Raw genomic sequence first — 26,795 nt, forward strand, 5'->3', positions numbered from 1 at the left:
GTGCGCGGAGTTACCTAACCGATATCGCCGTCGACGTAGAGCCAGCGGCCGTCGATTCGAGCAAATCTGCTGCGCTCGTGGAGGTTTCCGCGTTCGGTCCCGTAGGAGTAGTGGGCGCGGAATTCGACTGTGCCGTCGGAATCGAACAGGCTTCCGCGCTCGGTGGAAAGAATCTCGAGCCCGGTCCAACGCTGGTGCGGGTCCAGATCCAATGTGGCGGGACGGTGATCGGGATGCCAGGTCCGTTTCAGATAGTCGGTGTCCATGAGGGCAAATGCCGTGTACCTCGAGCGCATGAGAGTTTCAGCGGTCGGTGCGGACGCACCACCCTCGAGATATTTGCCGCAGCAGTCGGCGACGGAATTGCCGGTGCCACACGGGCAGAGTTGGGCGGTAATGGGGCGGCGTGAGGTCACCACCCCATTACAGCACGCGAGCTCAGACCAGCTTGCTTTCGTGGTTGTCCCAGTACGGCTTACGAAGATCTCGTTTGAGGATCTTGCCCGTCGGATTCCTCGGGAGTATCTCGACAATATCGATACTGGTGGGGCACTTGAACTTTGCGAGACGCCCCTGGGTATAGGTGATCAGTTCGGCTTCGGCGATCTGGGTGTCGGCATGCAGGACGACCACGGCTTTGACGGTTTCGCCCCACCGGTTGTCCGGTACGCCGATTACGGCGACTTCGGCGACGGCGGGGTGCTCGACAAGGACTCGTTCGATTTCGGGTGAGTAGACGTTCTCTCCGCCGGTGATGATCATGTCTTTGAGGCGATCTTCGATGAAGACAAATCCCTCGGAATCGGCGCGGCCCATGTCGCCGCTGCGCAGCCAACCGTCCGGTGTGATTGTTTCAGCAGTGGCTTCGGGCTTGTTGAGATATCCCGGCGTGCATTGCTCCGATCGCCACCAGAGTTCTCCGACGGTTCCGGCGGGGGTGTCCTCGAGAGTGACGGGATCGACGATGCGCATCTCGACCCCCGGAATGGCAGTGCCCGCCGATGCCATGCGTTCGACTTGCGATTCGTCGCGGTGGACGTCGGGCATGAGAGCGGTGACAACACCGGCCATTTCGGTCATGCCGTAGACCTGGACGAACTCGGTGTCCGGCCAGGCCGCCAGCGCTCCTCGCAGCAAAGGCAGAGGCATAGGGGCTGCGCCGTAGGTGATGCGTTTGAAGGCGCGGAAGGCGGCGACGGCCTGATCGCCTGCTGCCAGGACACCGGCGATCACGGGTGGCACCAGGAATGCGATGTTTGCGCCTGCGGCGAGGCCGGCGAAGATCGACGGTCCGTCAGCTTCGCGGGTGAAATAACAGTGTCCGCCTGCGTGAATTGCCATGATGGCGTAGCAGGTTCCTCCGACGTGGAACATCGGCATGGCGACCAGGAATATGTCGTCATCGTGTTTCGGTAGGAGTTCGAGGACATTGTTGCTGTGCGCGAACAGGTTTCGGTGGGTGAGTTGAACTCCCTTGGGGCGTCCGGTCGTTCCGGAGCTGTAGAGGATCAGGGCTGTGCTGTCGGCGGTGACTACGGGACGAGCTGCCAACGGCGGGGCTTCGTCGAGCCACGGTTCGAATTCGTCGTTCTCGCTACCGACGGCGATGATCAGTTCGACGGCGGTGAGGCGATCGCGCATGGCAACGACCTGAGGGAGGAGTTCGTTACCGACAAATAGGATGCGTGCCCCGCAGTCGCCAAGGATGTAGTCGAGTTCCTCGCCGGCGAGCCGCCAGTTCGGAATGGCATTTGCGGCCCCGAGTAGTGAAGCGGCATAAGTGATTTCGAGACAGGAGAGATGGTTCTTGTCCAGGAAGGCGACGGTGTCTCCCGGTCCGATCCCGGATTCGGCGAGTGCGCCCGCGATGCGCAGGATGCGACCGTGCCACTGGGCCCACGTATAGGTGGTTTCCTGGAACGTCACGGCCGGTTCTTCGGGTTTGACGCTCGCCCAGTGTTCGAGTTGATCGAAGATGATTGCAGTGGCGGCGTCGGACATCGGACCACCTTTCTCGAGTGATGTGTGTCACAAGGCTAGTGGGCGGTTGGCGTCCGCATGTGTGTTTTCCGTTGACAACTCAGGGGAGTCCCTGTGGAAATCAGGGTGGTCCCTGATAGCGGTGGCGCCGAGTAGACGACAGGATGGAGCAGTGCCAGTTGGCGCCCGCGTGCTGTGGGGTGCTCGATCCACCGAAGAAGTTCCATCGAAGAAGTTCCACCGACGAAGACCCACCGAAGTGAAGACGAAAGGCGATCATGAGTTCGCACGCCCAAGATGTCGCGGCCCGCGCTGTCGGCCTGTCCAAGACGTACGGCACCGGGGATACCCAGGTGCATGCACTCAGCGCTGTATCCGCCGATTTTGCTCGGGGTGAGTTCACGGCGATCATGGGCCCGTCTGGTTCGGGCAAGTCGACGCTGATGCATTGCCTGGCGGGTCTGGATTCGGCGAGTTCCGGTTCGGTGCTCATCGGTGACACCGAATTGACCGGACTGTCGGACAAACAGATGACGGCGCTACGACGCGACCGCATCGGATTCGTTTTTCAGGCGTTCAATCTGGTGCCGACGCTGACGGCACTCGAGAACATCACGTTGCCGCTCGATATCGCGGGGCGCAAGGCCGATCCGGCGTGGTTGGACAATGTACTGACGAAGCTCGGTTTGAAGGACCGCCTGGATCACCGGCCGGGTGAGTTGTCGGGTGGGCAGCAACAGCGTGTTGCGTGTGCGCGGGCTCTGGCCGGTCAGCCCGAGATCATTTTCGGTGATGAGCCAACGGGCAATCTCGATTCGCGTTCCTCCGGTGAGGTTCTGTCGATTCTGCGGTCCGCGGTGGACGAGTTCGGTCAGACCGTGGTGATCGTGACGCATGATCCGCGCGCTGCTGCGTATGCGGATCGCGTCGTATTTCTGGCGGACGGCAAGATCGTCGACGAACTGCGTGAGCCGACGGCCGATTCCGTTCTGGATCGGATGAAGCGTCTGGATGCTCCGCAGGTTCCGGTCAACGTAGAAGCCGGAGCTTGACGATATGGCTTCGATAACCAATTCGCCGATGCGCAAGGTGTCGTTGCGTAACCTGGCGGCGCACAAGGTGCGGTTGGCGCTCACCGTGTTGTCGGTGGTGCTTGGTACGGCGTTTGTCGCCGGGTCGTTTGTGTTCACGGATACGTTGCAGAAGACGTTCGACTCGATTTTCGAGAACACTGCTCAGGGCGTCGACGTCCGGGTGTCGATGCCGGATCGCAACACCAGTGGCGTTCCGATCGAGGATGTCGACAAGCTGGCAGCCATCGACGGAGTTCGTGCCGTGGCACCTGCGGTGAGTGGACAGATCGTTCTGATCAACGCAGACGGTGGTGCCGTGCAAACAGGCGGCGCTCCGAGCATCGGTACGTCGTACCTGCCGGCAGAGCGGGCGATCACACCGCCCGATCCGTACTCGGAAGGTGGCCCACCTGAGGCTGCCGGGGATATCGCATTGAATGCGAGTGCGATGGAGAAGGCGGGTTTGTCGGTCGGCGACCAGGCTCGGATACTGGTGCCGGCAAGAGGAATCGTCGATGTCACGGTGACAGGTATCTACGAGGGGTCCGGTAGTGACACCGGAGGTTTCATCGGAGCGTTGTTCACCGACGAGCAGGCACGCAGCCTGTTCACGGACGGTAAGCATGTCGACTACATCGACGTAGCCGGTACCGGTCTGTCGCAGACCGAGATGCAGCAACGGGTGGAGCAGGTCTTCCCGGACTTGCAGGTGCAGACCGGAGACGAGGTCCGTGAGGAGACCAAGGCCGAGGTCGATACCGCGCTCAGCTTCATCAACTACTTCCTGCTGGCGTTCGGCGCTATTGCTCTCTTGGTCGGCACGTTCATCATCTACAACACCTTCTCGATGATCGTGGCGCAGCGGCTGCGTGAATTGGCACTGTTGCGTGCCGTGGGTGCGAGCCGGGCTCAGGTCGGCCGATCCGTCGTCACCGAAGCGCTGATCGTCGGATTGATCGGCAGCGTCATCGGATTGCTGGCCGGTATCGGACTGGCCTACGGGTTGCGCGGGTTGCTCAATGCCTTCGACGTCGGATTGCCGGAGGGCTCGCTGCAGGTCAGCCCACGGACGGTTGTTGTCGCGTTGGTTGTCGGCGTTGTCGTGACGACGCTCAGTGCCTATGCGCCTGCGCGGCGGGCGTCCAAGGTTCCGCCGGTTGCCGCGATGCGCGAGGAGTTCGCTTCTACCGGTGACTCGCTCCGTGTCCGGACGCTGATCGGCGCAATTCTCGGTGTTCTCGGCGTCGTCCTGGTGGTTGTCGGTTCGAGGGGCACCGGTCAGGGTGCGGCGCTGACCGTCGGCGGCGGAGCCTTTGCGCTGATCATCGCAGTTCTGCTCGGTTCTCCTGCGCTGTCGCAGCCCATCGTGGGTGCGCTCGGTGTTGTCTTCGCGAAACCGTTCGGCTCGGTGGGCCGTCTGGCGCGTACCAATGCGGTCCGCAATCCTCGTCGTACCGCGGCCACGGCCTTTGCCCTGACCTTGGGCTTGATGCTGGTGACGGTCATCGGGGTGTTCGGTTCTTCGGCCAAGGCGAGTATCAATGCGCTGATCGACGTTGGCGTGACCGCGGATTACATCCTGACGGGTCCCAATGCGGTGGGCGTGCCGCGAGGCGCAGCCGACGCAGTGCGCGCGCTCCCGGATGTGCAGAGTGCAACGTCGCTGCACGGGGTTCGGGCGACCGTGAACGGACAGGACGAGCAGGGTGCGTCGTTGGACGGTCCGATCGACGGGGTGCTCGACTACAACATCGTCGACGGAACTGCCGACCTGTCCGGAAACAACATGATGGTCTCGCAGACCACGTCGACCGACAACGGCTGGACAGTCGGATCGACGCAGACATTGGTCGGCGCGGACGGGACCCAGTACCCGGTTGTTGTTGCAGGAGTGTTCGAGGATAACCAGTTGATCGGTTCGTGGATCGTCTCGGACGAGGCGTATCAGGCCTTGATGCCGGTAACCAGCCTGCCTGATTTTGCGGTTCTCGTGAAAGCGAAGCCGGGTGCCGATGTGACGGCCTTGCGCGGCGAACTCGAGCAGGCCACGGAAAAGTACGTGGTTGTCCAGGTTCAGGATCGTGAGGAGTTCAAGGGAACCCAAGGGCAGCAGATCAATACGTTGCTTGCGATTTTGTACGGACTCCTGGCGCTGGCGGTGGTGATCGCGATTCTGGGCATCATCAACACCTTGGCTCTTTCGGTTGTGGAACGCCGTCGAGAGATCGGCATGCTGCGGGCGGTCGGTATGCAGCGGGCTCAGATGCGGCGCACGATCTACCTCGAATCCGTTCTCATCGCGGTCTACGGTGCGGCCGTCGGTGTGGTGCTCGGCATCGGATTCGGTTGGGGATTCGTCAGCACGCTCCGGGATCAGGGCCTGGGCGAGATCACGATTCCGTGGGGTCAGGTTGCGTTGATGCTGGTCGGTTCCGGCATCGTCGGTGTGCTCGCGGCACTGTGGCCGGCCAATCGAGCGGCCAAGACGAAGCCGCTGGAGGCGATCGCAGACCTCTAGGCGGCGGAGCCGCACGTGCGCACTTTTGGCTGTTCACGCTGCCAAAAGTGCGCACGGGTAGCGTTGCTACCCATGATTACTCTTCAAGAAGTCGGCGATCGTGAATCCTGGCGCTGCTGGCTGTGTGACGAGCCCGTCGACCCCGATATGTCGGTGAACGATCCGCGTGGCCCGAGTGTCGACAGCATCAACACCGCCAAGAAGGGCGGCAAGTCCAAGGGCGGTATGGAGCGACTCGCACACCGCGCGTGCAACACCAAGAAGGGTGCTGTCAAACCTGTTGTGGCGTGGCCGGATCGGTTGTTCGTGGTTGATCCCGCGCCCATCATCGGTGTTGTGGAGCAACTCGAACGTAAAGGCGGCCGGGTCGCGGTTGCACGCTGCCCCGGCAAGGACGACGCCCAGGACGCGTCGGAGTGGTTGCTCGATCGGCTCTCGCGATTGGCCCCGGATCTGAACGTCGAAACAAGCATCGACCCAGCTGGTGGTGGGTTCCTTTTGGTTTTGAAAACCGTGTAGTCGGATTCGGTCCGCCTTTTCTCCGGGTGTCCTAGCCTTGTCGTGAGCGATCGGGGTACGGTCGAGTCGAACATGAATCCGGTTTCGAGTGCGAAGGAATCACGATGAATCTGGCGTTGACCGACGAGGAACTGGCGTTCCGGGACGAAATGCGGACTTTCTTCCGCACACAGATTCCTGAATCGACCAGGAACGCGTACGCCCACGGGGAAGAGCTGGGGCGCGACCGGATGGTCGAGTCGCAGCAAATCCTCAACGCCCACGGCCTGGCCGTGCCGCACTGGCCGGTCGAGTGGGGCGGTAAGGATTGGACTCCGGTTCAGCACAACATCTGGCTCGACGAGCTGCAGTTGGCGTCTGTTCCGGAGCCACTTGCGTTCAACGCGAACATGGTCGGACCGGTCATCGCGGCTTTCGGTTCGCAGGAACAGAAAGAGAAGTTCCTCCCCGCGACGGCCAACCTCGATATCTGGTGGTGCCAAGGATTTTCGGAGCCAGAGGCAGGTTCCGATCTCGCGTCGCTCAAGACTCGCGCTGTCCGTGACGGTAACGACTGGGTGATCAACGGCCAGAAAACCTGGACCACGCTCGGTCAGCACGCAGACTGGATCTTCTGCCTCGTTCGCACCAATCCCGATGCGCCCAAGCGGCAAGCGGGAATCTCGTTCATCCTGGTCGATCTGAAGACGCCGGGTGTGACGGTCCGTCCGATCAAACTGATCGACGGTGGCTACGAGGTCAACGAGGTCTTTTTCGAGGACGTCCGCGTTCCGGGCGAGAATCTGGTCGGCGAGGAGAATCAGGGCTGGGGCTACGCCAAGTTCCTGCTCGGCAACGAGCGCACCGGCGTCACCCGCGTCGGTTTCTCCAAAGTTCGTGTGGCTCAGGCAAAAGCGCGTGCAGCCGAAGTCAAGGTCGGGAACGGGACGCTTCTCGAAGACCCCTTGTTCGCCGCGCGCCTGGCCGAGCTCGAAAACGAGTTGCTTGCGCTGGAGCTCACTCAACTGCGTGTCGTCGCAGGGTCCGCGGACGGTAAGCCGAACCCGGCTTCCTCCTTGCTGAAGTTGCGTGGCTCCGAATTGCAGCAGGCCAGCACCGAGTTGCTGATGGATGTCGCCGGCCCCGATTCGCTGCCGTTCGACGCTGGCACCGACATCGCGTCGGCGGGCTGGGCACAGCACTCGGCCCCGGCTTACCTGAACTACCGCAAGGTATCCATCTACAGCGGATCGAGCGAAGTGCAGCGCAGCATCATCGCCTCCTCGATCCTCGGATTGTGAGGCGTGGCATGGACTTCGAACTCAATGACGAACAGAAGCTTCTTCGTGACACCACCAAGGATCTTCTCGCACGTAGCTACGACGCGGAAAAACGAAATGCCATTACCGACGCAGAGCCTGGGTGGAGCCCGCAGGTGTGGAAGCAGTTGGCGGAGGTCGGACTGCTTGGTCTGACGTTCTCGGAGGACGACGGCGGAATGGACGCGGGTCCCGTCGAGATCGGTGCCGTCATGACCGAGATCGGTCGCAGACTTGCGCCCGAGCCGGTTCTGGACGCAGTCGTGACGCCGGGTGGACTGATCTCCGAAGGCGGCAGCGCCGAGCAGCGATCGTCCATCCTTCCTGGAGTCGCCGAAGGTGTCACGTTCCTGGCGTTTGCCGATCAGGAACCTGGAATTCGTTGGCCTGCAACGCAGCGCGCGACGACGGCAACGCCGGCAGGTGACGGCTGGAGCATCACCGGCATCAAGAATCCGGTCGGCCACGGTGGGACTGCGGACATCCTGGTTGTGAGCGCGAGCTTGCCGAGCGGCGGAGTGGGCCTGTTCCTGGTCAAGAGTGACGCATCGGGTCTGGTGCGCAAGTCATACGCAACTCACGACGGTTTGCGTGGTGCGCAGGTCGAGTTCACCGATACTCCCGCCGAGGCGCTCGGTGAGGGCGGCGACGCTTCGGCGCTGATCCAGGCCGCTCAGATCCGTGAGCAGGCCGCCTTGTGTGCCGAGGCTGTCGGGGCGATGGAAGAGGCACTGCGCCTGACCACCGAATACCTCAAGACCCGCAAGCAGTTCGGGGTTCCGCTGGCCAAGTTCCAGACGCTGACGCATCGCGCAGCAGACCTGTACGTGTCACTCGAGTTGGCGCGCAGCATGAGTTTGTACGCGACTATGTCGCTGGCCGACGGTGTGGTCGATCCGGTCATCGCGTCTCGGGTCAAGTTGCAGATCGGGCGATCGGCTCGGCTGATCGGTCAGGAAGCAATTCAGATGCACGGCGGCATCGGTATGACGGCGGAGTATCCGGTGGGTCATTACGTGAGCAGGCTTGTTGCCATCGAACACACGCTTGGCAGCACCGAGGATCACTTGCGTGTGTTGGCTGCGGGCGTTGCCGACCATGAAATGGTCACTGCGGTCTGATCTTTCACGAGAGCTGATCGGGGTCGCATTCCGCAGTCGCGGGGTGCGGCCCCGATTTTGTCACTGTCCGCCCCGCAGCACGTCCAACCGGATTCGGCGCGCTTCGATGTGTGCGGCGGTCTCGGTGAACGCCCGTTGCCAGTCGGTGGACGCAGTGCGCTCGGCCGCGTCCAGCAGTAGTGCACCGGCCTCGAGGGGGAACCTGGCTTGCGCGCTTCGCAGCGTCGAGTAATGGCTGTGGCGAGAGTGGATGCCCAATTCTTCGCCGGAGGCAGCGTGTTTGGCGGCTTCGCATTCGAGGGCGCTGACAAGTTTGTGGGCAATCGCCAGAGGCCAGGGGCGGTCGATGCCGTCCAACAGGGCACTGCCGTCGACGCCGAGAAGGTAGCTGTCGGCATGGCCGGCAAGGATGTACGCGATCCGTTCGCGGGGATGTGCAATTGCGACGACGCGGCGGTCGGTGTTTCGGCCGTCCCGCTCGAGTAAAGCTGATGCCCAGGCCGGGTTCTTCTGCAGAACTGTTGCGGCGGTCCACGATTCGGTCATCACTTCATGCCATTGTTTCTCGATGGGAATGCGAAGAACGTCGTGTGGTGAACCTACCATCGCTTCCCATAATGCCAAGGGAGTAGCCGTGACCACTTGCCGCAGCCACCATTTGCCGATTCCCTTGTACTGGGCCCCGACATCTTCGATACCGTCGCGTGGGGCTTTGTCGTCGAGTGAACCGGGCAGTCGAATGACGAGGCGAGGCCGCAGGGGTTTGGTCTCTAGCCGCACCCAGGTGTGAGCCCGGGTAGCCATACGTTCGGCAAACGGGGACTCGGGAAGTTGGCGGAGCAGTTGGATCGAACGCTCACGGACCGGCGGCGACGGATCGTCGAGTCCGCGTTCGAGAATGTCGTAGTCGTGCTCGCCCAGGCCGACGCTCAACCGGCTCAGGAACTCACGCCGTAAATCTGCGGGTTCGTTGTCCCACGCGATGTCGAGTTCTTCCGTTGCGAGCGCGGGGTCAACTGTTCGGATGTAGTCGAACCAGGCAAGTCGATCGTCCGGGTCCGGTGAGAGCCACAGTTCGTCGCGGCGTGATCCGACGCGCCGTAGTTGTGCCCAGGCTGGATTGTGGTCTGCAAGATACTGTCCGCGCGGTCCCGCGAGGCGAAGGAGTGCCTCGCGATGCTCGAGGTACGTGCGGGCAGCCTCCATGAGTGCGGGAACAGTTGGTGCGGGGGCAACGTATCGGTAGGCCTCGGCAACCTCGAACCACTCGGGTATCGACGGTGACCGCGTCTCGAGTAGTGACATCACGTGTGCGATCGCCGACGCGGGGAGCGTCGGTCGCTCTGCCGTTCTGTCGGTTCGCAGCGAGATCACTTGCCTACGGTAAGGCAGGGGTGTGTCGACTTTCACTCGGGGTATCGGCGCGGATGTCGAGATTCTGGGAGAGTGGACAGCGGCACCTGGGAGGCTTGACATGGCAGAAATTCACGGCGTCACGGTGGGTGATGGAACCAGTGGGGCGGAAGTTAACAGTGGTGCAGATGTGTCGGTCACCGAACGTCGTGCCCTGATTTCCAGCCATGTTCGAACCTGGTGTGAAGCAGGAATCGTCGAATCGAATCGCCCTGAGTTGTCCACCGAAGTCGCGCTGTTGTTGGCCGGTGGCTACGTCGACGACGAGACCCGGGCGATCATGGCCGATCGCCGCGCGGTCGGACGGTCGTTCCCGGATATCGGTGGTTGGTCCGAACTGAGGTACCTGACGGACGAGTACACGCGAACATGTCGACGGCTGAGCGCTGCCCGAATCGGTCCGGTGCAGGTTGTTCTGGAACGACGTGTGCAGGCCCTGGAGAAACGCGTCAACACCGCGCGCTCGGCGGTCGTTCGGTCCAATCGCCATTTTGCCAGCAGCGTCCGCGCTATTCGCAAGGATCGGCGTGACGGATTACATCTCGACGTGGAGCAGCGCGAAGCCCTGTTCGTCGGACTCACGCGTACGCCGGTTCCGGCGAAGTCGACTACTGGACTGGGCTCCGTTGCCGGTAGCGGGAGCGCGGCACTCGACAAACTCGCCGGACGGTTGGCAAGTATCGAGGGTTCCGGAGTCCTCGCCGACGCCGGCCGTCGTGTGGCCGAGGTGCTCGACGGCTTGGCGACACACGACGACGGCGGCCTGGCCGGGAAATATGACGCGCTGCTCTATCTGGCCGGCAACGTGTACGACCGCATCGAGTCATCGAATGCCTGGCATTCCGATCATTTTGTCGTCCAACGCAATCAACTTGACCTTGCCGACGAGATCACCCAGATATCCGTGGATACGGTTGCGTTGCGGTCGATTCTCGCCGAACTCGACGAGGCCGCTGGCCTTGCGCGCGACGAGGCAACCCGAGCGTCGATCGACTCGCGAATACGGGCCCTCGGCGCAGTGTGGGATCAGTTGGTCGAGCGAGTTGCGGCATTGGCGCGGATCGGTGACCTGGTCTCCCGGGCCGAAGATCAGCTGAGTTCGCAGCGCGCGGTTGCACATGCCGCGAGCTTGGACAGCCGCATCGACGACCTGCTCGCGCGGTCCGGATCGCGGGAGTTGTCGGCAGCCAACACGCACTATGTCGGGGATCAATTCGACGGTGTCGAGGAGTTGATGTTCGCCCACCGTGCGGCGCTGTACGGCGACATCGCACTTCTGACCTCTGGGAACGAGCGGCCCGCACCTTAGGTGTTGAAGCGAGGGCGCGGTAAGGTCGAGGTAAGTAGCCGGCCGTGAGCCGGATTCGCCGGGCGTTGGACGCGACAATTGTTCGCTGGCGCCTCACCCGCAGGCCGATCTGGCGATACCGGGCGCAACAGCTTCAAGAAAGTCGACCATGGAAGACACCGCAAGTCGTGGCATCAACGCGTTCATTTCCGAAGTAACCCAGCGTGGGGGCCAGGCCGTGCGGTTGACGCATTCGCGCCGCAACCCGGTGCAGGTGACGGGCAATGACGGCAGTACCCGCATCGTCCGGGTTCGGTCCAAGCTCGATGGTGATTGGCAGGCCAGGCGCCAGGACGAGTCGATCGAGAGCGACGACACTCGCTCCGAGTTCTGGGTTTTTGTCGATCTTGCGATTACGCCTCACCAGTTCTTCATGCTGCCGTCGGTGGAGGTGGCGGACGATATCCGGTCCGAGGTCGATCTGTGGATGATGGACACCCCGGGTCGCACCCGGACGGGGCATCACGCGATTGCGCGTGGACGAGTTGCCCACGGTCATGACCGCTGGGACGTTCTGGGCGTCGCTGCGGTCAAGGATCCGAGCATCCAGGTTGCAGCGCCGGTAGCACCGAAGCGCGCGAAGACTGCGGTTGTCGTCAAGAAGCGTCGTGCGAGCGCCGCCGACGACGAGATCCCGGTGATCGATCTGCGCGTCGAGGTGAGCGCCGATTGCCACGGGTACCGCTGGATCGGTCGATTCGACGAAACGAGCGGTGTACTCGAAATCATGCGTGGCCCCATGGAGGGACGAAGGTTCCCCAACCCGACAGCTGCTGCGAATGCTGTCACCGGACATATTTCCGGAGATATCGAGAGCTACGACGGTTGGGTGTTCTGGACTGTCGACGGCGCCGCGTTGGGTTCGCGGCACCGCCGAAGCGCCTAAGCTCCCGTCACTGCGCCTAAGCTCCCACTGCTGCAGACACTTGTTCGAGCAGGTCGAGCTCATCCGACGTGAGCACCAGATCCGGTGCGTCGAGTAGCGCCGGAAGCTGTTCCACTCGGCTGACGCTGGCAATGGGCGCGGTGATACCGGGCCGGGTCAGCAGCCAGGCCAAAGCGACGGTCGACATTTCACAGGTGTGATTTTCGGCGATCTCGGCAATCGCGTCGACCACCGCCAGGCCTGCGTCGCTGAAGTAACTTGCCGTGATGCGTTCGCGGGGACTTCCGTCGATATCCGCGCGGGTTCGGTACTTTCCGGTGAGGAACCCGGACGCGAGTGCAAAGTAGGGAAAGACGCTGATGTTGTTGTCGGTGGCGATCTTCGCGAGCTCCGGTTCGTACGATTTCCGGTGCACCAGGTTGTAGTGGGGCTGCAGCGCTATGGGTCGCGCGTACCCGTTCTCCTCGGTGATTCGCAACCATTCGCGCACGCGTTCGGGGGTGTAGTTCGAGATTCCGAGGTATCGAACCTTGCCGCTCTCGACCAGTGCGTTGAGCGCTTCGAGAGTTTCCTCGAGCGGTGTACTCGGGTCGTCGAAGTGTGCGTAGTACAGATCGATGCGGTCGGCTTGAAGGCGGCGAAGTGACGCGTCCGCTGCCGCGGCGATGGTTTCTGCCTTCAAACCCTTGAAATCGGGGTGGCTGCCGACCTTGGTGGCAACGACTATGTCTTCCCGGAGTCCGCGATCGGTGATCCACTTTCCGATGATGGTTTCGGATTCTCCGCCGGAGTTACCCGGTGCGGAGGCGGTGTACGAGTCCGAGGTGTCGATGAAGTTCGCGCCGGATTCGGCAAAGGCGTCGAGTATCTCGAAGGACGTCGCCTCGTCAGCGGTCCACCCGAAGGGGTTGCCGCCCAAGGACAACCGAAAAATGTCGATATCCGAGCTGCCGATTTTCGCCACTGCGCAGAACTCCCGTCGATGCAACGTCGACGCCATTCGCCGACGTTCGAACCGTACCGCGTAGCAGTCTCGTAGGGGGGTGTGGCGTCCGGAGAGCGGGTCGAAATCGTTGCTGTTCGTGATTGCCTCTGGCGGTGTGGGGTATGGCCAATTGGTAATGAACCTTGTTCGACGGACTGTGAGAAGGAGAGTCCGATGTCGATGGTCAGTGAAGCGACGCGGGTAGTAACGGGCGCGGCGAGCGTGACCACCAGTGCGGTGGGAGCCGTGGGTGGTGGCGTTGTCGGAGGAGTGAACGGCGGAATCCGGGGCGCCGTCGGTGGCATGCGCAACGGTATGCGAGCGGGTAGCAAGTCGACGCCGACGGCTGTTCTCACACTTGCGGCGATGGGTGCTGCCGGTTTGGTCGAGTGGCCGATCTTACTGGGCGTGGGCGGCGCGGCCGTCGTGCTACGGCAGTGGGATCGTCCCGACGGTGATCGGGATCGTCACGACGGTGAGAGAGAAGGTGAGGCGAAGAAAATCGAAAAGACTGGGAGAGCGGAACTGGGTGCCGCCCAGACGCCTGGTTCTGTGCAGGTGGCAGGTGTGGGCACGCCGGAAAAATATACGACCAAACCGGGACCGGTGGCGTGAGTATGTTCCCAGCCGGACTCACCGGACTTCTGTCCACGCCGTTTCGATCCACGGCCGAGCGCCAATTGATCGGACGGGCCTTCAGTACGGCCATTGCGGCCGCGGGAATTGTTCCGGCACTGGCAGGTTCGGTGACGCGGGTACCGAACCTGCCTGGATCGTCGTTGCTCGCGGCCGGCGTCTCGGTCCTGCATCATCAACCGGCTCTGCGTCAGCAGTTGGAACGTATGCTCGGGCGCGAATTGACCGATCTGATCCTCGAATCGGCCAAGTCGGTGACCGACGTGGTGACACAGGCCCCTGCGGCGTTGACGGTTGATCTCGGCATGCGGTCGCTGCTGCTCGGCGAGGCCTGGAGCCTGCGCAATGCATCGCAGGAGTGGGGTGTTGCCGTGTCGTCGGAGGTGCCGGACGGCGAGAGCCGCGGGCAAGGTGAGCGTCACGCGGAGCGAGTAGCGCTGGCCCAGTTGGCAAGTGGTGCTGTGATCGGTGCTGTCACACAGAATTCCGAGATCGCATCGACGGCAGTGCGCGTTGCGGCGCCGCGGGCGTTGCGGATTTCCCGAGAGGCGTTTGCCGCAGTACTGACGAGGGAGCTGTGGCAGCGCGAGGGATCGCTGGTTGTCGACCCCGGTGCCGCTCGGAGGCTCGACCGGGTCGACACAGTTCTGATCGATCCGCGTGTACTCCTCACACAGGAGCTTCGGGTGGCAGACATCCGCGGTGTCGCGGACTCGGACCGGGTTCATATCTGGAACCGTTCGCGGCGAAAACTGGGAAACGACAAGCTTACTGTTGGCTGGCATCGGATCGGCGGTGCGGATGTGCTTGTGCGTCCCACCCGAAAACCGTTGGCACAAGCCGTAGTAGCGGAATTGCGGATTGCTGGGGTGCGCGCCGTCAGCCTCGATGTCGACACTCTCGGGTCTCTGCGCGGCGGTTTCGACGAACTCCTCGAGGCTCCCGGCGACAGCGACCGAGACGTCGACCGGGCTTTGGAATCGGCGCTGACGACGCTGTCGGAAGCCGGCGCACATGTCTGCGTGGTCAGTTCAGTCAGCCTCTCCGGGCCCGCTGAGCTCAGGATCGGTGTGGCCGAGCCTGATCGGGCGCCGCCGTCGGCGGATATCCTCGAACACGACCTTGCCGGAGTATGGCGCGTGCTGCATGCTCTGCCGGCGGCGCGGGCGGCGACGAGACGCGGCGTCGAATTATCCAGCGGTGCTTCGGTCCTGGGTGCATTGGTCATGCTTCCCGGCGTACGCGGACGCGGGCCGGGGCCGATTACGGTCGGGGCAGGCGCCGCGCTGTGGACCGGGTTCAGGTTGGCGCGCTCGGCAGTCGGTGTCGAAGTACCCGAAGGTTCCTCGCGTAACGACTGGCATGAACTGGGTACCGACGAAGTGCTACACGAACTACCGTCGCCCGACGAGAAGGCGCCGGCTGAAACACGATCCGGAAGCTTGGCGCGCGTCGCTGCGCCGGTCCGGGTGGGCCGTGACGTTCTGGATGCAGTCCGATCCGAGTTGTCGGATCCCTTGACGCCGGTGCTGGCGACGGGATCGGCGGCCAGTGCAATTCTGGGCTCGCCGATCGATGCATTTCTGGTGGGCTCCGTATTGACCGGCAATGCCACTCTGTCTGCGATACAGCGACTGCACTCGGAACATGTTGTTCGTGAACTCCTTCGGGTGCAGGAGCCGTTGGCGCGACGGGTATCGAACGGGTCGGAGCCCGAGCGGGTTCCAGCAGATCAATTGGGAATCGGCAATATCCTCGTTCTCGAATCCGGAGATGTGGTGCCTGCCGATGCTCGGCTTCTCGACGTCGATTCGCTCGAGGTCGACGAATCCTCCTTGACCGGTGAATCCATGCCGGTGGAGAAGCAGACCGAGCCAACGCCGGGAGTGCCGGTGGCCGAGCGAAGCTGCATGATCTACGCCGGCACAACCGTCGTTGCCGGCGCGGCTCGCGCAGTGGTGACCGCCGTGGGCTCGCAGACCGAAGCGCGCAAAGTCGATGTCCGGGCACCGCAGCGTGGCCCCGAAGTGGGATTGACGCACAGACTCCGAGATCTCACCCGAAAAACGCTCCCCGTCAGTCTCGGCGGCGGGGCGTTGGTGACCGCGCTAGGACTGCTACGTGGCACCGCGCTACGGCAGGCGGTGACCGGTGGCGTCGCTGTTGCCGTTGCCGCTGTGCCGGAAGGTCTGCCGTTGGTTGCCACTCTGGCGCAGCAGGCCGCTGCGCGCAGACTGACCTCGGTGGGAGCGCTGGTACGTTCACCGCGTTCGATCGAAGCGCTGGGGCGTGTGGACGTGGTGTGCTTCGACAAAACCGGAACGCTGAGCGAGAACCATCTGCATGTCGCGGCAGTAGAGCGGGTCGACGGGTGGCGGGGAAATCGGATTCTGGAAGTTGCCGCGCGAAGTGCCTTGAGTAACAGTGGAGATCAGGTCTTTCACTCGACCGACGCGGCTGTTGTCAGTGCAGCCGACGACGTTTTGGCGCATCCACTTGTATTCGAGGATGCGGAAGCGTCGGCGATGGTGCCGTTCCGATCCGGCCGGCCGTATTCTGCCGCGTTGATCGGGCATCGGATTGCCCTCAAAGGTTCACCCGAGTTCGTTTCGCATGCAGCCGCATCGAAAAAGCGTGTGTCCTCAGGGCATGTCAAGAAGATGGCAAAGCGCGGACTCCGGGTCATCGCGGTGGCTCAGCGTGAGCTGTCCGAGTCGGCCGCGCAGCGTGCTGCGCACGATCCCGAGTTTCTGGAAGAGTGCTGCGCACATGATCTGGAGCCGGTGGGACTGCTCGGGCTTTCCGACACCCTCCGCTCCGATGCCGGGCAACTTGTCGCGGAACTTCGCGATCGGGGACTGGGCGTGCGGGTCATTACCGGCGATCATCCACTGACCGCGGCAGCGGTTGCGGGGGAGTTGGGGTTGGACGTGGACCCGGATGACGTGCTCACCGGTTCGGAGTGGGAGAACATGTCCCACACCGAAAAGGAGGCAGCGGTCGCGGAACGAACCGTGTTCGCGCGGATGACACCTGAGCACAAGGTGCAGGTTGTCCATGCTCTGGAGTCCAGTGGCTCGGTGTGCGCGATGGTGGGTGACGGCGCTAACGACGCTGCAGCGATCCGCGCTGCCAGCGTGGGTATCGGAGTTGCGTCCAGCGGAAGCGATCCTGCCAGGGGCGCCGCGGACATCGTCCTTCTGGAAGGTCGGGTCAGTGGACTGATCGACGCGCTCGACGAAGGAGCGCAGTTATGGCAGCGGGTGCGCTCCGCGGTGGGTGTCCTGCTCGGCGGTAACGCGGGTGAAGTGGCGTTTGCCTTGATGGGTAGCGCTTTGTCCGGGATATCTCCGCTCAATGCGCGGCAGATGTTGCTGGTCAATCTTATGACCGATGCGTTGCCCGCCGCGGCATTGGCAGTGAGTACGCCGACTGCCGAGGGCCGCAGCGATACGCCGGCCACGGACGCAGACGCTTTGTGGCGCACCATTGCCGTCCGCGGCGGCGCAACCGCGGCCGGTGCTCTGTCCGCGTGGATTCTTGCCCGGATGACCGGTCGAGCGCGGCGTGCGTCGACGGTGGCTCTGGTGGCGTTGGTGGGTACTCAGCTCGGTCAAACCTTGATCGAATCGAGAAGTCCACTGGTAGTCGCGACGGCTGTGGGGTCTGTTGGGGTGCTCAGCATTCTTGTCAGTACCCCGGTCGTGAGCCAGTTCCTCGGTTGCACTCCACTCGGTCCGCTTGCCTGGGCACAGGCAATCGGATGTGCGTGCGGCGCAACGACTCTAGCTGCCGTCGCCTCGCCCGTCATCGAGCGGTTGGTGCTGCCCGAGAACAAGAGCTGAAACACAGATGGCCCCCGCCGGAATTATCCGACGGGGGCCATCTGTCTGCTGTGATTACTGCTGCGCGACTGCGCGCTTCATGCCACGCTCGACGGCCGCGATGATCTGCGGACGCAGTTCGGCGGCAGGCACGATCGCATCCACCGATCCGACCTCACGGGCGCGCTGGATGTTGTGGATGGCCTCGAACTCCGATGCCACCTCGCCGAGCTTGTCGGAGCGCACTGCGATGCGCTGGGCACTCAGTTCGACTCGCAGGCGTGCCTTTTCGGTGTCGTCCTTCGCTGCGGCAAGATCCGATTCCAGCTGCTGAACCTTCGGGTCCTTGTTGGTGCGGGTGTTCACGTCGCGAGTGAACACCACCGCTGCGGCGGGTGCGCCGCCGAGGACGGACGCAAACGATCCTTCCACGGCCAGAACTTCCATGTTGTCGTTGAGTGCTCCGGAGAACACCACAAACGCGCCACCGTGGTAGCGGGAGACGACGCAGAACACGATCGGGCCGTCGAAGTTGACGATGGCCCGGCCGATCTCGGCGCCGTATTCCAGCTGAATGTTGCGCAGCGACTCGGGGGAGCCGTCGAAGCCGGACAGGTTGGCCAGCACCACGATCGGACGGTTGCCACTTGCAGCGTTGATGGCGCGGGCCGTCTTCTTCGACGAGTTCGGGAACAGCGTTCCCGACGTCCAGGTGTCCGGACCGTCGGCGGGGAAGTGTCCCTTACGCGGAATTGCGCGAGACTCGATGCCGACAACGGTGACCGGGTATCCGGAGAGGTGCGCGTCGATCACCACGGAGGTGTCTGCGCCGGCCATGTCGGCCCACCGCTCGAGCACGGAGTGGTCCTGGTCGACCACCGAACGCATGACCGTCCGAATGTCGAAGGGCTTCTTGCGATCCGGGTTCTTGACGGACGAGAAGACGTCGCCGACGGTCTCGAAGTCGCTCGACGGGTGGGTGTGCGGGAAACTACGCACGTCACGGTCGACCGGGTCGGCTGTGTTCGCCCGACGCGGGAAGCGTTCTCCGGGAGCGAGGTACGAGTGCGCGTAGTGGCGGAACAGGATTTCGCACGCGGCCGTGAGGTCGGGTGCCCAGTACTGTGCCTGGCCGTTGGGGCCCATGACGCGGTCGTAGCCGCCGATGCCGAAGTTGTCTTCAGCCGAGACACCACCGGAGTAGTCCAGTGACTGCTTGCCGGTCAGAACCATGGCGCTGTCCGGGGTCATCACCAGAATGCCCTTGGTGTGCATGAGCATCGTGGCTTCGGCGTTCCAGTACGGCTGCGCGCCGACGTTGATGCCGGTGACAACGATGTTGATCTCGCCGCCGTTCTGCGTGAACGTGATGATCCGGCGCAGGCCGCGGGAGACCCAGTCCATGTTCTCGGTGCCGCTGTCCATGGAGATGGTGGCACCGGAGGACAGTGCAAACCACTCGACGGGCACGTTCAGCTTCTCAGCCAGGTCGATGGCAGCGACAACGCGGGAGCACTCGGCCTCGGCAACAGTTCCCAGTGCTTTCGTGGGATCACCGAACAGTGCGACGCGGGTCATGCCCTCGGGGTAGCGAGGTGTCGGCGTGTTGACAAGTCCGACAACAATTCCGGCCTTGTTGAGGCCGAACGGGCGGTCGACGGGAGCCAGAACTCCGGCGTCGTCGAAATCGTGCTCGACGAACGTGCCCTTGTTGCCGGTGAGGAGTGGCACCAGTTCGTACGGGTAGACGGTGCCGCGAGCGCGTGAGCTCTGCACCTTCTGGGCGTACGAGTCGAGGGGGAGCAGCGGCTCGGTGGGCGGGGTGGTCTTGTTGATGACCACTCCGGCGCCGGCGCGGTACGAGAAGCGCAACGCAACTTCCTCGGGCGCTCCACCCTTGGGATCCTTGAGACGCGTGATCAGGGTGATCTCTTCGATTCCGGCGCCGACAGTGAGGCGGGCGGCGTTCTGTGCGATCACGGAGAATCGATCAGCGGGAACGTCGGCAAGTGGCCACACGTAGAGAACAACCCGGTTGGCGGCAAGACGACGCTTGTCGCCGCGTTGGCTCTGGGCGCGGCGGATACCGTCGAGGCACGCGGCGAGGGTGCGTTCGATTGCGGGAAGCGCAACCATCCGGCCTTCGTCGTCGAGTTGTGGTGTCACGTCGCGAATCTCGGCCAGCGCGATCAGACGCTCGTCCGACGGGTTTTCCTTGGCGGAGAGGTGGAACAGGTAGGTGTTCTCCGGGGCGGGAAGGCGCTTGCCGTTGAAGTTCTTCAGACGCCACATGTCGAGACGCTGACCGGTCAACGGGTGCATGTCGCGAATGATCTGGTCCTCGACCAGTTCTCCGTCAACGGGACGGAACGTGACCCAGCGGACCGGATCACCGTTCGGGTTGCAGACGATGACCGTCACGCGGCGTGAGCGGTTGACGGTTTCGTTGCGAGAGAGCGCAGTTCGGAGTGTTTCGACAAGCGTGTCACCGTCGGCCGGCTGGTTCGGCCAGTCGAGGTAGATGTCGATCACCAGACCGCGACCGGCCGGGGCGTCCTGCGCGATCGTGGTGACGTCGTCGAGAGCGGTTCCGAGAGCATCGAATTCGGCCACGGTCGAGACCAGATGGAGGCCGTCACCCTTGAGGTCGAAGTTACCGGTGACAAAGCGGCGGTCGACATGCTCGAATGCCCGCACGTCCTCGAAGGAGTGAATCTTGTAGTAGCGGCGCGTGATGACCTCGACCAACGGTCCGCCGTCACGGCTACCCAGACCGATCTTGCGGCCCAAGAGATCGAGCAGCGGTTCCGGCGTTGCCACGAGATTGGCGATCCGCTTGGCGCGGTCTGCAGCGTCCGGCTGCTCTTCGAGGTACGCGATGTTTCCGCGCACACCGTCGTACACGTCTTCGCGAACCTTGCGGATGCGCGGCTCGTCGAAGAACCGGAATCGAAGGTTGCGGGCGACGTCACCGATAACCGGGAAGCGCACCTGCGTTGCCACGATCAGCCGGTCGAGGACCTCGTTCAGTTCCTGCGCCGAGCAGCCGGGAGCCTTGTCGCCTGCGAGCCAGCCTTCGAGAAGTGCTGCGATGACCGGGATCTGGGCTTCCATGCGCTGCAATGCGAGGAAGAGTCGGTAGACAGCTTCTTCGACGGCGACACGATCGTCGAGATCGGTGACGTCGTAGTGGCGCAGGGCGCGCTCGAGGCGAGTGCGGAACGACGCCGGGACGCCCTCACGTTCGACGTCCAGCGAATGCAGGAACGTGTGGAAATGCTCGCGCGGGCTGTGGACGGACTCGTCCTTCTCCGTCTCGCCTGACGTGGGCTTGTTGCGGGAGAGCTCGCAGATATCGGCAAACGTGGTCAGAACGGCAAGTTCCGCCTGCACCAGTTCGCGATCTTCCGACTCGAGAGCGCTGCGCAGTGCGTCGTACTCGGCGAGAACCGCATTGGCATGCTTGCCGCTGACGTCGTAACCGCTGATCATCGCGGTCAGGGCTTCGAGCTGGGCCAGAGCGTCGGAGCGGGTGTCCGAACCGGAAGTCGAAGCGGACAGATCGAATTCGACGCGCGGAGCCTTCTCGGTGACAGCTTCGTCGCCTACCTGATCGACACGCAGCAGCGGTGCTCCCGCGTCGACCTGCGAGTTGACCGTCGCAAGGACCTCGCGGACCTTTCCGGCATACGGCGCGCGAACCGCGGTTTCCATCTTCATGGATTCGAGAACCACAAGGGTAGAACCGGCTTCGACGTCGTCACCGACGGAAACCGGCACTGCGACAACCACAGCGGGAGCGGGCGCGCGGACAACACCGGCGTCGTCCTGGCTGATCTGGTGGCTGATGCCGTCGACCTCGACGAGGTAGCGCGACGGGCTTGCGACGGAGACGATGTGGAAACGTCGATCACCGATGACAAGGCGTGACTCGAAGTCGCCGAGCCGATCGACGTCCACCTCGACATCACCGGCATCGCCGTCGACGCGATAGCTGTGCGGACCGGTACGGCCGACGGTCAGCTTGTACGCCTGACCTTGGTAGTTCAGCTCGACGGTGCGGCCGATCGCGTGGTTGGCGCGGGGGCGGCCACCACGGGCGGACGCGAGGAATGCTGCGCGCTCGAGCGATTCCTCGGCGTCGTAGGCGTCGATCGCGGTGGCGACAAGAGCGACGTCGGCGCGACGCGTCGTGGAATCCAGAGCGCCGGTGCGGTCCAGCCAACCGGTGTCGGCGGACGCCGAGATGACCTCGTCACGATCGAGAAGATCGAGGAGGAACGACTTGGTAGTGGTGCCGCCGTCGAGTACGACGGTGGTTTCCCGCAACGCTGTGCGCAGGCGTGCGAGGGCTTCCGGGCGGGTGCGTCCCCAGGCGATGACCTTGGCGACCATCGAGTCGTAGTCGGGAGGAATGACGTCGCCTGCTGCGATTCCGGTGTCGACGCGGATACCCGAGCCGAGGGGGAACTTCAGCAACTGGACGGTGCCGGGTGCCGGCGCAAAATCGTTGTCGGCGTCTTCGGCGTTGAGACGAGCCTCGACGGCGTGACCGAATGCGGGCGGGCAATCGCCGACCAATTCCTCACCGCTGGCAACAAGGATCTGCAGCTTGACCAGGTCGATGCCCGTGGTGACCTCGGTGATGGGGTGCTCGACCTGCAGGCGCGTGTTGACCTCGAGGAACGTGAACAGCTTGTTCTCGGGCTGGTACAGGTACTCGACAGTGCCTGCGCCCTGGTATCCCGCAGCCTTGACGAGTTCTGCCGACACCTCTTTGAGGTGATCCGACTGCTCTTCGGTCAGGACGGGGGAGGCAGATTCCTCGATGACCTTCTGGTTGCGACGCTGAATCGAGCAGTCGCGGACGCCGGGGGCCCAGACATTGCCGTGGTTGTCGGCGATGATCTGCACCTCGACGTGGCGTGCGTCGGTGACCAGGCGTTCGAGGAAGACGACGGGATCGCCGAATGAACGCTCGGCTTCACCCTGGGTGCGCTCGAGCGCAACTTCGAGTTCGTCCTCGGCCCAGACCTTGCGGATTCCACGTCCACCACCGCCACTGCGAGCCTTGATGATCAGCGGGTAGCCGATGGCCTGTGCGTGGCGACGAGCGTCGGCGCGCGTGTCGACTGGTCCACCGCTCCACGGCGCGACGGGGACGCCGACCTTCTCAGCGAGGATCTTTGCGGCAACCTTGTCACCGAGCAGTCGCATGGCGTCGGCACTGGGGCCGATGAACGTGATGCCAAGTTTCGCCACGATCTCCGCGAAGGCCGGGTCTTCGGCGACAAAGCCCCAGCCGACCCAGACTGCGTCGGCCTTGGCTGCCAGCAACGCCCGTTCGAGTTCGACGTAGTCGAGATACGGGCTGCCGGTCCCGGTGCTGCGCAGCGTTACGCCCTCGTCTGCCTGGCGAACGAACATGGCCCGACGCTCGGCCTCTGTGTGCAGTGCAATGACGCGAATGCCGTAGTCGTGTTCAGCATTCAGTTCGCGTACTGCCCTGATCAGGCGGACTGCGGCCTCACCTCGATTGACCACTGCGATTCGTTTGAACATTGTCACTGCCACCGTCCTTGATGAGATTCATACGTCGCGTACGACGCGATATGGGCTGATCGTGCGTCACATACCGTCATGCTGTGGTTTTGACTTGCTCCGGGTTGTGGGCACTGCTGCTGTGACAAAAACTGCGGTGATGCGAATTGCTAGCCCCCGGATACGCATCTGCAGGTGTTTGCCATGTGGGTTCGTGAGTCCGGTGACGCCGAGTGCACGCGTCACGCCTGTGGCATGGACTCAGAACCGCTCCAATCACGAAATAGCAACATAGTGTTTCTGCCTCCAGGGAGTCCCTGGTTTATCTAAGGATGCAGTATGTGCGCCCACATGTCACCTGGGCGAATTCAAGAATATTAGTCAACGTGAACTGCGGTAACGCTTATCGTTTAATTGGCTGTGCCACAGACACTTTCGGCGTTGTGATGCGGATCACGGAGCGCCGAGTCGGGGCCGAAAACGAATACTCGTGGGTAACAAATTCGATTCTGGCGCAGTAGTTTTGAATTTGCCCTATGCTACTGGCCAGTGTTACCCGTCGGTACTACTGGCGAGTACGTTAACGCCACGCAAATGCAGAGCAAGGAAATTGCGTCTCACAGGTTTAATCGGATCTACCGCGGCGCGGCCCCGAGTGACTCGCGGCAAGGGTTCAACCCAGGCCTCACTGCGATGACTGCCAGTTACGTTGCTGTAGAAGTGCTTTCGGGCTCGCGGGGATCTGAGCTCTCGACCGGAAGTCGAGCCTCCAGTTCGTCGAGATGGTGAGTGATGTCGTCAAGTCCGGACTGGGGAAGATTCAACTGGTTACCGAGTGTGCTTGCCCCCGTGCGGAAATACCGGACCAGGGGGGCGTACTTGGCGGACAGCCTTGTTCGCGTCGGCTCGCCGAGATGCTTCACGCTGCCCGCGTTGTCGACGAAATCGCTGAATTTGACGAGAAATACGGCGGGATCTTCAATTGCCGCCACGACATGATCCTGATAACTGACAGCATTTCCATCTTGACTGTCGTTGATCGGATTAGTAACGGCTGCAACGATATTCGCTACTCGACTGCCGAAGGTATTCGAAATGGCCTGTGACGCCAACTGTTGGAGTAAGGATTTGTCCTCTTCGGAGGTCGGGTGGCCGGACAACAGTTCGATAACGGCGCGGGGTTGATCTTCCACCGTGTCGTGGAGAGCCGTGGCCGCCAGAACGTCGGCATCGACGCATCCGTATCGGAGGAGCCTGAGAACATTGCGCAACGGGTGGACGATATAGGGGTCCTCCGGGTTTTTGATTCCGTTCTTGCGGTTCTGGTCGATGTGAGCGAGCGCGGCTACATTCATCGCTTGCTGCAAGGCTTCGACGGAAATGGACGCCCGCTCCGCTGCCTCCAAGACTGCGAGCGCAAGGAGTGCTGGGTCCATCTCTTTGAGAGCGATAGCGTCGAAAGTGCGGCTGATCGATGTGGTGTCGTGCATAGGAACCTCTCGTTTGTGGGGCAGGAAATGACATGCATTGTTGCCTCGAGTCCTCCTGTGTATCTCGGCTTTGGCAACTAGTCTGAGGAAATGACAGTCGATCAGGCGTTGGACAGCGATTTTCTGACACTTGCCGATCCGTATCGGCGAGAGCTTCTGGCGCACTGCTATCGCATGATGGGTTCCATCCATGATGCTGAGGACCAGGTCCAGGAAACATTCATCCGCGCGTGGCGGGGGTTCGACGGTTTCCGCGGCCAATCGTCGTTTCGAACCTGGCTTTATCGTATCGCGACGAATACGTGTTTGACCGCCTTGGAAGGGCGCGCCAAGCGACCACTTCCGACAGGGTTGGGTGCGCCCAGTTCGGATCCATCCGACGAGTTGATCGAGCGCAGCGAGATCGCGTGGCTCGAACCTATTGCCGACTCGTCGTTGGGTGATGTGAACGATCCGGCCGTCATGGTGGTGCAGCGAGATTCCGTGCGACTGGCTCTGATCGCGGCGCTGCAGCATCTCTCTCCGAGGCAGCGAGCAGTGTTGGTGTTGCGCGACGTGTTGCAGTGGAAAGCGGCAGAGGTGGCCGAAGCTCTCGATACCACCACGACCGCGGTCAACAGCGTTCTACAACGAGCGCGCGCACAGATCAGCAATATCGCGCCTACCGAAGACACTCTCATCGAACCCAGTTCCGGAGAAGCGCGAACATTGCTGCGTGAATACGTCCGTAGCTTCGAGAGCTACGACGTCGACGCCATCGTCGCGCTGTTCACGCGCGACGCGGTCTGGGAGATGCCGCCGTTCGAGGGTTGGTACCGCGGCCCCGAGGCGATCGGCCAGCTCATCGGGGACAAATGCCCGGCCGACGGGCCAGGGGCAATGCGTCTACTACCTACATCGGCCAACGGTCAGCCGGCGTTCGGGCTCTACATGCGTCAGGAGGACGGTATTCACCATGCCTTCCAGCTGCATGTTCTCGACGTTACCGAGTCGGGGATATCGCATGTGACCTGCTTCTTCGATCTCAGTCTGTTCCCCAGGTTCGGTCTACCAGCCGAGCTGTAATAAATCAGGGGTTGCACGCGAACCCGCGCCCAACCCCTGACGGTTGCAGTCTTAGTGCGGATTCGCCGCTACTGGGGATTTGCCGCAGCCGGGTCCATCCACATGACCTCCCAGACGTGATTGTCGAGGTCGCGGAATGCACGTCCGTACATGAAGCCGTGATCCTGAGGCTCCATCCACTTGGTGCCGCCGGCCGCGATGGCCGCATCGACAAAGCTGTCCACCTCTTCTCTGCTCTCGGCAGAGATGCACATGAGTGCTTCGCGGGCTTTCGACGTGTCACAGATGTCGTCCGCGATGAAGTCGCCGAATCGGGGCTCGTTCAGGAACATGACAGTCGCCGCATCGCTGACGATCATCGACACGGTGTTCTCGTCACTGAACATGTCGTTGAACTCGAAGCCGAGCCCGGCAAAGAAAGAACGGGTGGCGGAAACATCCTTCACAGGCATGTTGACGAAGAGCAGTCGGGACATCAGGTACTCCTTGCTGTCGGGTGGAACCGCTGTTGTTTGGTTCCTTTCACAGATGCAGACCATCCGAGACGCAGAAAATCATCGGGGGAGCGGGGATCTTGGTGAGTATTTCCCTCTGTTAACTATTCGCAGCGCTGTGACCAGGCGATTTGGTGTTGTGTTGATCTTCGCGTAACTTATTCCAGGTCAGAGCGACACGGACACCGACTCCCACCTGCGAGGGTGAGTGACACGAGGTTGTACGAAGTGCCTGGCGAACACTCCAGTTAGTTTCGAAGATCAGCCCGGTTTGCGCCGGTGCGGAGAATCGGATAGGCTGGAAAAGTTGCCCCGGAGCGAGTGGCCTGAAGGTCGCGGTGATGGTGTGCGCGTGTTCTTTGAGAACTCAACAGTGTGTCGATGAATGTCAGTGCCAAAATTATTTGGTACTTCACATGTCGAATGATGTTCCGGGCCTTCGGGTTTCGGTTCTGATGTTCGGGGTGTGAGTATTTTTCGTCGGTGATTGTTCATTCTTCCGTCTGAATGGTTGCCGACACATTTTTTGCTAGTTGAGTTTTTTTGCTAGTGATTTGACTCTTTTTGTCTATGACTGATTTAGCTTGCTTTCGGGTGAGCGATA

General features: G+C 62.3%; 17 protein-coding genes. 10 read left to right on the plus strand and 7 right to left on the minus strand.

Annotated elements, in window-relative coordinates; all coding sequences use genetic code 11:
- Positions 1-14 precede the first annotated feature (14 nt).
- A complete protein-coding gene (locus tag RG2_RS30135) occupies positions 15-416 on the minus strand; it encodes a YchJ family protein (RefSeq protein WP_033236749.1) in 402 nt (133 codons plus the stop codon).
- A 22-nt stretch (positions 417-438) separates the two neighbouring features.
- The gene (locus tag RG2_RS30140; RefSeq protein ID WP_033236732.1) at positions 439-2,001 is read right to left on the minus strand and encodes a long-chain-fatty-acid--CoA ligase; all 1,563 of its coding nucleotides are present in this window, start codon (positions 1,999-2,001) and stop codon (positions 439-441) included.
- A gap of 257 nt (positions 2,002-2,258) precedes the next feature.
- On the opposite strand from RG2_RS30140, the gene RG2_RS30145 reads away from it, so the two are divergent.
- From RG2_RS30145 to RG2_RS30165, 5 genes are all read left to right on the plus strand, one after another.
- The gene (locus RG2_RS30145) at positions 2,259-3,032 is read left to right on the plus strand and encodes an ABC transporter ATP-binding protein (RefSeq protein WP_033236733.1); all 774 of its coding nucleotides are present in this window, start codon (positions 2,259-2,261) and stop codon (positions 3,030-3,032) included.
- 4 nt (positions 3,033-3,036) lie between these two features.
- Complete coding sequence (locus tag RG2_RS30150) at positions 3,037-5,571, plus strand: ABC transporter permease (RefSeq protein WP_033236734.1); 2,535 nt, start codon at positions 3,037-3,039, stop codon at positions 5,569-5,571.
- Positions 5,572-5,643: 72 nt separating this feature from the next.
- A complete protein-coding gene (locus RG2_RS30155) occupies positions 5,644-6,090 on the plus strand; it encodes a hypothetical protein (protein ID WP_033236735.1) in 447 nt (148 codons plus the stop codon).
- 104 nt (positions 6,091-6,194) lie between these two features.
- The gene (locus RG2_RS30160; protein WP_033236736.1) at positions 6,195-7,370 is read left to right on the plus strand and encodes an acyl-CoA dehydrogenase family protein; all 1,176 of its coding nucleotides are present in this window, start codon (positions 6,195-6,197) and stop codon (positions 7,368-7,370) included.
- An 8-nt stretch (positions 7,371-7,378) separates the two neighbouring features.
- Positions 7,379-8,509, plus strand: coding sequence for an acyl-CoA dehydrogenase family protein (locus RG2_RS30165; RefSeq protein WP_033236737.1), 1,131 nt, complete (start codon positions 7,379-7,381; stop codon positions 8,507-8,509).
- Between the two features lie 60 nt (positions 8,510-8,569).
- Here RG2_RS30165 and RG2_RS30170 read toward each other — a convergent pair whose 3' ends face one another.
- Positions 8,570-9,883, minus strand: coding sequence for a DUF5691 domain-containing protein (locus tag RG2_RS30170; RefSeq protein WP_033236738.1), 1,314 nt, complete (start codon positions 9,881-9,883; stop codon positions 8,570-8,572).
- A 100-nt stretch (positions 9,884-9,983) separates the two neighbouring features.
- Here RG2_RS30170 and RG2_RS30175 point away from each other — a divergent pair, with 100 nt between their 5' ends.
- The gene (locus tag RG2_RS30175) at positions 9,984-11,231 is read left to right on the plus strand and encodes a hypothetical protein (RefSeq protein ID WP_230590385.1); all 1,248 of its coding nucleotides are present in this window, start codon (positions 9,984-9,986) and stop codon (positions 11,229-11,231) included.
- 148 nt (positions 11,232-11,379) lie between these two features.
- Positions 11,380-12,156 (plus strand): hypothetical protein, encoded by a 777-nt coding sequence (locus tag RG2_RS30180; RefSeq protein WP_033236739.1) that lies wholly within the window; start codon positions 11,380-11,382, stop codon positions 12,154-12,156.
- Between the two features lie 16 nt (positions 12,157-12,172).
- Here the strand turns inward: RG2_RS30180 and RG2_RS30185 are convergent, their stop codons facing one another.
- Entirely contained in the window at positions 12,173-13,120 is a 948-nt protein-coding gene (locus RG2_RS30185) for an aldo/keto reductase (RefSeq protein WP_033236751.1), read from the minus strand.
- 195 nt (positions 13,121-13,315) lie between these two features.
- On the opposite strand from RG2_RS30185, the gene RG2_RS32555 reads away from it, so the two are divergent.
- Both RG2_RS32555 and RG2_RS30195 read left to right on the plus strand, forming a co-directional pair.
- The gene (locus RG2_RS32555; RefSeq protein ID WP_230590387.1) at positions 13,316-13,756 is read left to right on the plus strand and encodes a hypothetical protein; all 441 of its coding nucleotides are present in this window, start codon (positions 13,316-13,318) and stop codon (positions 13,754-13,756) included.
- A 2-nt stretch (positions 13,757-13,758) separates the two neighbouring features.
- Positions 13,759-17,622 carry a cation-translocating P-type ATPase gene (locus RG2_RS30195; protein ID WP_051730731.1) on the plus strand — a complete coding sequence of 1,288 codons (3,864 nt, stop codon included), beginning with the start codon at positions 13,759-13,761 and terminating at the stop codon, positions 17,620-17,622.
- 54 nt (positions 17,623-17,676) lie between these two features.
- Here RG2_RS30195 and RG2_RS30200 read toward each other — a convergent pair whose 3' ends face one another.
- Both RG2_RS30200 and RG2_RS30205 read right to left on the minus strand, forming a co-directional pair.
- Entirely contained in the window at positions 17,677-23,163 is a 5,487-nt protein-coding gene (locus RG2_RS30200) for an ATP-binding protein (protein ID WP_033236740.1), read from the minus strand.
- Between the two features lie 683 nt (positions 23,164-23,846).
- Positions 23,847-24,632, minus strand: coding sequence for an HD domain-containing protein (locus RG2_RS30205; protein WP_072782835.1), 786 nt, complete (start codon positions 24,630-24,632; stop codon positions 23,847-23,849).
- A gap of 90 nt (positions 24,633-24,722) precedes the next feature.
- Between RG2_RS30205 and RG2_RS30210 the strand changes: the two genes are divergently transcribed.
- Positions 24,723-25,697, plus strand: coding sequence for a sigma-70 family RNA polymerase sigma factor (locus RG2_RS30210; RefSeq protein ID WP_033236741.1), 975 nt, complete (start codon positions 24,723-24,725; stop codon positions 25,695-25,697).
- A 68-nt stretch (positions 25,698-25,765) separates the two neighbouring features.
- On the opposite strand, the gene RG2_RS30215 is transcribed toward RG2_RS30210, so the two are convergent.
- Positions 25,766-26,173 carry a VOC family protein gene (locus tag RG2_RS30215; RefSeq protein WP_033236742.1) on the minus strand — a complete coding sequence of 136 codons (408 nt, stop codon included), beginning with the start codon at positions 26,171-26,173 and terminating at the stop codon, positions 25,766-25,768.
- Positions 26,174-26,795 lie beyond the last annotated feature (622 nt).

This window comes from Rhodococcus globerulus NBRC 14531 (assembly GCF_001894805.1).
Taxonomy (GTDB): Bacteria; Actinomycetota; Actinomycetes; order Mycobacteriales; family Mycobacteriaceae; genus Rhodococcus_F; species Rhodococcus_F globerula.